Source organism: Porticoccus sp., assembly GCF_041592135.1.
Taxonomy (GTDB): Bacteria; Pseudomonadota; Gammaproteobacteria; order Pseudomonadales; family Porticoccaceae; genus Porticoccus.
In genome coordinates this window covers 38,709-48,371 of sequence record NZ_JBFHQR010000003.1, presented here as the reverse complement: position 1 = coordinate 48,371, position 9,663 = coordinate 38,709, and the positions used below count along the sequence as shown (strand labels likewise).

At 57.2% G+C, this 9,663-nt stretch carries 7 protein-coding genes; 3 read left to right on the top strand and 4 right to left on the bottom strand.

Annotation, left to right across the window (positions count from 1 at the left end):
- Positions 1–410, top strand: a 410-nt coding sequence (gene secB / locus ABY948_RS00780; RefSeq protein WP_461480589.1) for a protein-export chaperone SecB, incomplete at its 5' end; no start/stop codon positions are given.
- Positions 411–469: 59 nt separating this feature from the next.
- Here secB and ntrC read toward each other — a convergent pair.
- The 4 genes from ntrC to glnA all read right to left on the bottom strand — a co-directional run bounded on the left by ntrC (position 470) and on the right by glnA (position 5,277).
- Positions 470–1,885: a nitrogen regulation protein NR(I) gene (gene ntrC / locus ABY948_RS00775; protein WP_461480588.1), complete on the bottom strand. Its 1,416-nt coding sequence runs from the start codon at positions 1,883–1,885 to the stop codon at positions 470–472.
- Positions 1,886–1,887: 2 nt separating this feature from the next.
- The gene (glnL, locus tag ABY948_RS00770) at positions 1,888–2,955 is read right to left on the bottom strand and encodes a nitrogen regulation protein NR(II) (protein WP_461480587.1); all 1,068 of its coding nucleotides are present in this window, start codon (positions 2,953–2,955) and stop codon (positions 1,888–1,890) included.
- A 224-nt stretch (positions 2,956–3,179) separates the two neighbouring features.
- Positions 3,180–3,725, bottom strand: a complete 546-nt coding sequence (locus ABY948_RS00765) for a DUF4124 domain-containing protein (RefSeq protein ID WP_461480586.1) — start codon at positions 3,723–3,725, stop codon at positions 3,180–3,182.
- A 145-nt stretch (positions 3,726–3,870) separates the two neighbouring features.
- The gene (glnA, locus tag ABY948_RS00760) at positions 3,871–5,277 is read right to left on the bottom strand and encodes a glutamate--ammonia ligase (protein WP_461480585.1); all 1,407 of its coding nucleotides are present in this window, start codon (positions 5,275–5,277) and stop codon (positions 3,871–3,873) included.
- A gap of 339 nt (positions 5,278–5,616) precedes the next feature.
- Between glnA and thiI the strand changes: the two genes are divergently transcribed.
- Both thiI and ABY948_RS00750 read left to right on the top strand, forming a co-directional pair.
- Entirely contained in the window at positions 5,617–7,068 is a 1,452-nt protein-coding gene (gene thiI, locus ABY948_RS00755) for a tRNA uracil 4-sulfurtransferase ThiI (RefSeq protein ID WP_461480584.1), read from the top strand.
- Positions 7,069–7,425: 357 nt separating this feature from the next.
- The gene (locus tag ABY948_RS00750) at positions 7,426–9,600 is read left to right on the top strand and encodes a glutamine synthetase III family protein (RefSeq protein WP_461480583.1); all 2,175 of its coding nucleotides are present in this window, start codon (positions 7,426–7,428) and stop codon (positions 9,598–9,600) included.
- Positions 9,601–9,663: the final 63 nt, after the last annotated feature.

Here is a 9,663-nt window from a genome sequence, read left to right as displayed (position 1 = left end):
CCTTTGAGACCCCGATGGGGCCGGAGGCCTTTCAGCGTGAGTTGAAGCCGAAAATCGGACAGGAGCTTTCCACCCAGGTAAACCAGCTGGATGAAACCCATTTTGAGGTGGTATTGACCCTGACCATGACGGTTAAAGACGGGGAGGAAACCATCTACCTGATTGAGGTTCACCAGGCGGGCATTTTCCTGGTGAAGGGGCTGGAAAAAGCCCAGATGACCCAAGTGATCAACGTGTTGTGCCCCTCCACCCTGTATCCCTATGCCCGCGAAGTGGTGGACAATGTGGTGATCAAGGGTTCATTTCCGGCGCTGATGCTGCCGCCGGTCAATTTTGAGGCATTGTTTACCCAGGCGCTGGCCGAGGCAAAAGCCAAGAAAGAGCAGGAAAGTGCCGAGGTCACCCACTAGCGGCTGGTGATTCAGGGTGTGAACCCGGGCGCGCAATGGCCCGGGTTCTTCCGGATTCCCTAAAGATCATCCTCGTCGTGCATGCCCAACTCTTTCAGCTTGCGCGTCAGGGTATTTCTCCCCCAGCCGAGCAGTTCCGCGGCATCCCGCTTGCGACCGTGGGTGTGGCTCAGGGCGGTGTCAATCAGGGCACGCTCAAAGGTGGGTACGGCCGATGCCAGGATGTCGTGGCGGCCGGCGCTGAGTTCGCTGTCGGCCCAGCTGCGCAATTGCTGTTCCCAGCTCCCGACGACGTTGTTCTTTTCCACCGGGCTGTCGCGCAGTTCCGGGGGCAGGTCCTCGATATGCACCTCGCGGCCGGAGGCCATGACCGTTAGCCAGCGACAAATATTCTCCAGCTGGCGGACATTGCCGGGCCAGGGCAACATGCTGAGATACTGCTCGGCTTCGGCGGACAGGGTTTTGGGCTCTGTCTCCAGCTCCTTGGCGGCACGCTGGAAAAAATGCTGCATCAGCTTCGGAATATCCTCGCGCCGGTCGGCCAGTTTCGGCAAATGGATGCGGATCACGTTGAGCCGGTGGAACAGGTCTTCGCGAAAGCGGTTTTCGGCCACCAGTTGCTCGAGGTTCTGGTGGGTGGCGGCAATAATGCGCACGTCGACCTTGACCGGGGTGTGTCCCCCGACCAGATAGAATTCGCCGTTGGCCAGGACTCGCAATAACCGGGTCTGCGCCTCCGGAGGCATGTCGCCGATCTCATCGAGAAACAGCGTTCCGCCATCTGCCTGCTGGAAGCGACCCTCGCGGCGCTGGGTGGCGCCAGTAAAGGCGCCTTTCTCGTGGCCAAACAGCTCTGATTCGATCAGGTCGTGGGGGATGGCTGCCATGTTGAGGGCCACAAAACGGTTGTTCTTGCGCGGGCTGTGGTCGTGCAGGGCCTTGGCGACAAGTTCTTTGCCGGTGCCGGACTCGCCGTTGATCAAGACGGTGATGTTGGAGTGGGACAGGCGGCCAATGGCCCGAAACACTTCCTGCATGGCCGGCGCTTCACCGATGATTTCCCCGCTCACCCCCTCTTCGACGGGGAGTCGCTCCCGATCCTGCTCATTGGCGAAGTTGATCGCCCGATTGGTGACGGCGATCAGTTCTTCCAGGTCGAACGGTTTGGGCAGGTACTCAAAGGCGCCGCCCTGGTAGGCTGCTACAGCGCTGTCCAGGTCGGAGTGGGCCGTGGTAATGATCACCGGTAGCGTCGGATTGGCGACGTGAATTTTCTGCAATAATTGCAGCCCGTCGATGCCGGGCATGCGAATGTCGCTGATGATGGTATCCGGCTGTGATTTGTCCAGCTGTGCCAGCAGTTCACTGGCGTCCTCAAAACTGCTGACATGTAACTCAGCCCGGCTCAGGGCCTTCTCCATCACCCAGCGTATTGATCGGTCGTCGTCGACTATCCAGACAGTGCGCTTTTCCATGTTTAGGTATCCAAAGGTAGGTATATCGTGAAACGAGTTTGTCCCTTCTCGTTTTCACATTCGATCAGGCCGTGGTGCAGATTAATGGCGGACTGGGCAATGGGGAGGCCGAGGCCGCTGCCATCGGCCCGTCCACTGATCATCGGGAAGAAAATGCGGTCGATGAGGTGGTCGGGAATGCCGGGGCCATTGTCGATAATGTCGATACGACAGATGACCTTGTGGTGCACCTTGCCAATGGTGAAATGCCGCTGAATGCGGGTGATCAGTTGGATCGCCGGGCGTTTCTGCTTGCTATTTTTCAATGCCTGAATGGCATTGCGAACCACGTTGAGCAGCGCCTGCACCAGCTGGCCGCGGTCGCCCTGGAGTTCCGGAATACTGGGGTCGTAATTGCGTCGGATGGCAATGCTGCCGCGGGTCTCCGCCTCAGCCAGTGCCGCCACATGTTCCAGCACTTCGTGAATATTGACCGGTAAAAACTTGGGCATGGTGTTGGGTCCGAGCAGGCGGTCCACCAGGTTGCAGAGCCGATCCGTCTCGGCCGAGATGATCTCGGTGTACTCCCGCAGCTCCGATTGCTCATCGAGATCTTCTGCGAGCAGCTGGGCCGCGCCGCGGATACCTCCCAGCGGGTTCTTGATTTCATGGGCCAGGCCGCGCACCAGGTTGCGAGTGGTGTCATGGGTAGTGATCAACGCCTCTTCGCGGTTGATGCGCATCAGTCGGTCCATGGATTGCATTTCCACCACCAGCATGCGCGCCGCCGTGGTCTGCACCGGCGTGGCGGTGAAATCGACCGTGATATGGGAGTGGTCCGGCAGCGTCATGGGGACCTGGCGCTGGGTAAAGGGGTGGTTCGATGCCAAGGCTTCGTGCAGTGAAGCCATGGGGGCCTCGTCTTCCGTAAACAGCATATCCACGGCGCTGCCGCACAGCCGCACCGCGCTGACCGCCAGCATATTTTCAGCGGCCGGATTCAGATAACAGATTTCCAATCCGTCATTCAGCAACAGGACAGCGGTGCTCAGGTTATCTAATAGCAAGTGGTGAAGTTGGTCGTCAGTCATCTGGTTTCAGTTTTGCGTAGTGGCTTGCACTCTTTGGAGCGAGCACTGCCCTTTTATGGTTCAGTAATAATGAAAGAAGTAGCAAATAGTGGGCCAGTTTTAGGGCGCGCCAGAAAACCCACAACTGACGGGTTTTATTGAAAAAAGTGTAAGTTAATTATAGCAGGTGCGCACCATAATGGTGCGCAGGCTGTGATGGCTTGATTGAATGGTGGGCGGCGGCCCTATTTTTTACCCGGCTTGGCGGGATTGTTCAGGGCGGAGGCGCGTTTAACGTGAATGGTTCTGCTGCCCGATTGGGCGACCACGGCCCCATTTTCGTCTATTATCTGTGCCTGCAGGCTGTGTTCGCCGCGGATCAGTGAGTCGATTGAGAAAGAGGTGGCGTAGGCGGGTTCGCCGTAGGGGCTGCCATTGTGGAGCAGTTGTACCCGGTGCCCGGGTTTCAGGGCGGGTTCGAGGAAAATTTGCACCACCACGTTCAGTTGCCCCGGGGGTATGGTGGCATCCTGTGCCGGCGCCAGGATAGAGACCTCCTTGTAACCGATCTCGGCGGTTTTTTTGCTCTCGGCGGGGCGGGGCTGCAGGGCGGGTTGGGTGTTGATGGCGGGCAGATCTACCGGTTCGGCGGTGTTGTCATCCGAGGGCGGCTTGTCGGTGTAGGTCACATTGCCCTGTTCATCTACAGTTTTGTAGACCTGTGCGGCAGCCGGTAAGGCTGTTGCGCACAACAAAAAAAATGCGAAAAACAGTCGGTATCCTGTGCTCACGTTAGATTCTCCTTGCCGAAGTGGTAAAGACTAGTCTTCCTTTGACCCAAGAAAAAGCCCGCTATTCAAAAATAGCGGGCTTTTTTTGATTTTTAAAATACCGGACTGAAAGATCCAGCCCGGTATTTCAATCCGCTGAAGCGACTTATACGGAATAGTACAGGTCGAATTCAACGGGGTGGGTAGTGTGTTCAACGCGGTAAACATCTTCCATTTTCAGGGAGATGTAGGCGTCAATCATATCGTCAGTGAATACGCCACCTTTGGTGAGGAACTCGCGGTCTGCATCCAGGGATGACAGGGCTTCGCGCAGGCTGCCACAGACTTGTGGAATGGCTGCTGCTTCTTCCGGGGGCAGATCGTACAGATCCTTGTCGGCGGCATCGCCAGGGTGGATCTTGTTCTGCACACCGTCCAGGCCAGCCATCAGCATGGCTGCGAAAGCCAGGTAGGGGTTGGCGATCGGGTCGGGGAAGCGAGCCTCAATGCGCTTGCCCTTCGGGGAAGCGGTGTACGGAATGCGGATAGAAGCGGAGCGGTTGCGGGCGGAGTAGGCCAGCATAACCGGTGCTTCGAAGCCCGGGATCAGACGCTTGTAGGAGTTGGTGCCGGGGTTGGTGAAGGCATTCAACGCCTTGGCGTGCTTGATGATGCCGCCGATGTAATACAGGGCGGTTTCGCTCAGGCCGGCATAGCCGTCGCCAGCAAACTGGTTTTCACCGCCTTTCCAGAAGGACTGGTGGCAGTGCATGCCGGAACCGTTGTCGCCAACGATGGGCTTGGGCATGAAGGTAGCCGTTTTGCCGTAGGCGTGGGCCACATTGTGCACGCAGTATTTGAGGATCTGGGTTTCGTCAGCCTTTTTCACCAGGGTGTTGAATTTCACACCGATTTCACACTGACCGGCAGTGGCCACTTCGTGGTGGTGCACTTCGATGGACAGACCCATTTGCGTCATGGCGTCGCACATGGCGGCGCGGATGTCGTGCAGGGAGTCGATCGGCGGAACCGGGAAGTAACCGCCTTTGACGCGCGGACGGTGACCCATATTGCCTTCGGCAAAATCTGAACCAGTGGACCAGGCGGCCTCTTCGGAGCTGATTTTGACAAAGCTGCCGCTCATGTCGGCGCCCCATTTGATGTCGTCAAAAATAAAGAATTCGGGCTCCGGGCCAAAGAAGGCGGTGTCGCCGAGGCCGGTGGACTGCAGGTATTCTTCCGCGCGCTTCGCGACAGAGCGGGGGTCGCGCTCATAGCCGGTCATGGTGGAGGGTTCGAGGATATCGCAACGAACAATGACGGTGGGAGCATCAGAGAAGGGGTCGAGAATCGATGTGCTGTCGTCGGGCATCAGCACCATGTCGGATTCGTTAATACCCTTCCATCCCGCGATGGAGGAGCCGTCGAACATTTGGCCGATTTCAAAGAACTCTTCGTCAACTGCCGCAGTGGGGATAGTGACATGCTGTTCCTTGCCTTTGGTGTCTGTGAAGCGCAGGTCGACCCATTGGGCTTCGCTTTCTTTGATCAGGGTGAGGGTTTTGTTGGACATTAGCTCCTCCAGTTGTGGATATCCAGAGCCGGTTCACGGCGATAAAAACATTGAAGTCGTGTTAAGACAGATTGATTGGTTTTTTAGCAATCAGTGTGCCAAATTGAAGCAAAAGATATGCCAGTGATGGTGCATAATAAATTCAGTAAGTTACCTGCATAAGTCGGCGTATTGACTGTTTTTATGCACCTTTGTGGTGCATATATTTGAATTTATGCTCTAACATGGTGCCAGCCCTGCCGTGCCTTTGCGCAGAATGCCCATCATAAGCGGAATTCGCTCGCTTTTGTAATATAATCTGACGCCTTCGAAGCTCCCTTGTAGTGAATCATTTCTGCCATGCATTTTGTCATCAAACTGTTTCCCGAAATCACCATAAAAAGCACGCCTGTTCGCAAGCGTATGACCCGCCAGTTGCGGGAGAACCTGCGCAGGCTGCTGCGCGATCTGGATGCCAGTATTCAGGTGGATCAGGATTGGGAAAAGCTGCAGGTCATGGGCCCGGATGACGCTGCGCTGACGGCTCAGGTCTCCGACCTGTTGGCGCGGACACCGGGGATTGCCAATTTTTCCCGGGTGCAGCATTTTCCCCTGGGGGACTTCGACGACATCCTGGCCAACACCCTAGCGGTGTGGCGAGAAAAACTCGCCGGGCATACGTTCGTGTTGCGGGTTAAAAGAAGTGGCAAGCACAGCTTCAGCTCCAGTGAGGTGGAGCGGCAGGTGGGCGGCGGCTTGTTGCAGCAGTCGGAGGCCGTTGGTGTGAGCCTGAAAAATCCCGATGTCACCGTGCGTCTGGAGATTCGGCAGGACGAGTTGTTTGTCATCGAAGAGACGAGCAGGGGATTGGGTGGCTTTCCGCTCGGCAGCCAGGATACGGTGATCTCCCTCATTTCGGGCGGCTTCGATTCCACCGTGTCCAGTTATTTGATGACCAGGCGCGGCTTGCGCACCCACTACTTGTTCTTCAATCTAGGCGGTCGCGCTCACGAGGTGGGGGTGAAGGAAGTCGCCTTCTACCTGTGGAACAAATTTGGCAGTTCCCACCGGGTGCGTTTTATCACGGTACCGTTTGAGGCCGTGGTGGGAGAAATCCTCGGCAAGGTGCGCAACGCTGAAATGGGGGTGGTGCTGAAGCGCATGATGCTGCGGGCGGCCACGCAAATTGCCGGGGATATGGAGGTACAGGCGCTGGTGACCGGTGAAAGTGTCGCTCAGGTCTCCAGCCAGACACTGGCCAACCTGGCGGTGATTGATTCGGTGACCAGCATGCTGGTGCTGCGGCCGCTGATCACCTCGGACAAAAACGACATCATCGATATTGCCCGGGCTATTGGCACGGAGCAGTTTGCCGCCAGCATGCCGGAATACTGTGGGGTGATTTCCGTCAAGCCCACGACCCGTGCCCGGGAGGACAAGGTTGCCGCAGAAGAGGCGAATTTCGACTTTGCCGTACTCGACCAGGCGGTGGCCAATAAGCGGATACAGAATATCGACAATGTCATGGAAGATGATACGCCATTGGCGGAGGTGGAAATTTTTGCCATTCCCCAGCCGGATGCCATTATTCTGGATATTCGCCACCCGGATGAGGTGGATGTCCGCCCCCTGAAGGTGGCGGGTTCTGTGGTGCAAGCGGTGCCGTTTTTCAGCCTGCAGACCCGCTTCAAGCACTTTGAGCAGGGCCCCCATTACCTGCTCTATTGTGACAAGGGGGTGATGAGTCGCCTGCACGCCGAGCTGTTGGTGGAACAGGGTTTCAAGAATGTCGCGGTTTATCGTCCCGGCTGACCAGGCCCGCCGCATCAAAACAGCCATAGTTGTGCAAGGCGGGCGATAGCGGGATGAGCTGCGCCCTGTTTCGGGTCAAAAAACAACATTGCTCAGGTGCCAATCCGCGCACGGGGTCATCACCATGCCCCTTTCTGGTGGCCTGAGGGGCGAACCCAGCCCCCATTACCCGCTCTCCGCAAAAACTGGACTGATTATTGCCTAGTAATCGGTACAGACGAAAAGCTCGTAAACACATTCTGTTGCCAGAGCACTTCGAGCGGGATCCCCCTTCCATGTTCTTCCTGAATTGGTTTCCTGTGATATTTGCGCGGAGGCAGTGGACGATCTCTCCATCCAGAAGCTGAGGAACAACCCATGAGTGGAAACCAGCCCCGCATGCTTGCCATTACGGAAATCAATAACCGCGAACCTGTTGCCGTTGAAATGCCGGAATCGCTCAGCAAAATCTGGGCTACGGATGTGTTCAACCTGGCGACCATGGAAGAAGCGCTATCCAAAAATGCCTTCAAGGCGATGAAGAACACCGTGCAGACCGGCGCCGCACTGGATCCCGGCACCGCAGATGTGGTGGCCGCTGCCATGAAGGACTGGGCCATCGCCAAAGGGGTCAAGTTTTTCTCCCATATTTTCTATCCGATGACCAATGCCACCGCTGAAAAGCACGATGGCTTTATCATTACCAACTCCGACGGCGGTGCCATCACCGAGTTTACCGGCAGCCTGTTGATCAAGGGCGAACCGGACGGCTCGTCATTTCCCAACGGCAGCCTGCGGATGACCAATGCCGCCCGCGGCTATACCGCCTGGGACCCCACCAGTCCGGCCTATATCATGCACACGGACAACGGTGCCACCCTGATGATTCCCAGTGTGTTCATGTCCTGGACGGGTGAGGCGCTGGACAAAAAGATTCCGCTGTTGCGCTCCAATGCGGCCCTGGACAAGGCGGCAAAAAAAGTCCTGTCGCTGATGGGAGAAAAAGAGATAGCCACCCTGAGTTCCAGCTGTGGCGCCGAGCAGGAATATTTCCTGGTCGATGCCAATTTTGCCAGCAGTCGCCCCGATCTGTTGCTGGCTGGGCGCAGTTTGTTCGGCGCGCCCCCGGCTAAGGGCCAGGAATTCGACGATCATTATTTCGGGGCTATCCCGGAGCGGGTTCAGGTCTTTATGCAGGATCTGGAGGACAGGCTCTATCGCCTCGGAATCCCTGCCAAAACCCACCACAACGAGGTGGCCCCGGGGCAGTTCGAGATAGCGCCCTATTTTGAATCGGCCAATGTCGCCTCAGATCACCAGCAATTGCTGATGACGCTGTTAAAGATCACCGCCAAAAAACACGGCTTCCTCTGCCTGTTGCACGAAAAACCCTTTGCCGGTGTGAATGGTTCGGGCAAGCACGTGAACTGGTCGGTGGGCAATGCCACCCAGGGCAACCTGCTCGATCCGGGCAGCACCCCCAATGACAATCTGATCTTTCTGCTTTTTTGCGGTGCGGTGATTCGCGGTGTACATGTGTTCGGACCACTGCTGCGCGCGGCGATTGCCTCTGCGGCAAACGATCATCGCCTGGGGGCCAACGAGGCGCCACCGGCCATTCTCTCGGTCTACCTCGGCGATCAGTTGGAAAAACTGTTCATGGATATCAAGGCGGGCAAGCTCAATGAGACCGCCAAGGGTGGCATGATGGATCTGGGCTTGACGCAGATTCTGACATTCGAACGGGACCCCGGTGACCGCAATCGCACCTCGCCCTTTGCCTTCACCGGCAACCGTTTTGAGTTTCGCGCAGTGGGCTCATCGCAATCGGTGTCGGGGCCGCTGGTGGCCATGAACACCATGCTGGCGGATTCACTGGAATGGATTGCGCTGCGCCTGGAAAGCAGCCTTGCCGCCACCGCTAGCCAGACGGAAGCGGTGATTCTGGTGCTGCAGGAATTGATGCAAGCGCACGGCGGCGTGGTGTTTGGCGGCAACGGCTACTCGCCGGAATGGCACCGGATGGCGGTAGAGGAGCGGGGGTTGAAAAACCTGCCCACCACGGCTGACGCACTGCCGGCGTTTCTGGATCCGGCGGTGGTCGAGCTGTTTAAAAAGACGGGTGTGCTGACCCCGGTGGAACTGGCCAGTCGTTACGAGGTGTATGCCGAGCAGTACATCCTCTCCATCGAGGTTGAGGTCAAGCTGACGGTGGAGATGGCAAAAACCCTGATTTACCCGGCGGCTATGGGCTATATAGCGGACCTGGCGGCGACGATTTCGGCTGCCGGGGAGGTGGGTGTCAAGCTGGACGCGGCGGTGGCCGGCAAGGTTGCGACCGAGGTCAACGCCATGATGCTGGCGGTGGCAGAGCTGTCAGCGATCATCGGAAAGCATGATTTTGATTCCACCGAGGAGCACATGAAATTCTGTGCCAATACAGTCCGCCCCCTGATGGACGAGGTGCGGTTGCATGCGGACAGGCTTGAAACGGAAGTGGCGGATGAATTGTGGCCGCTGCCCAAATACCGGGAGCTGTTATTTTTCCGTTAAATGTTGTCCTGAACTCTGCGTCGAGAGAGCCCCGGCCGCTTGGTAAAGCGGCCTTTTTATGCA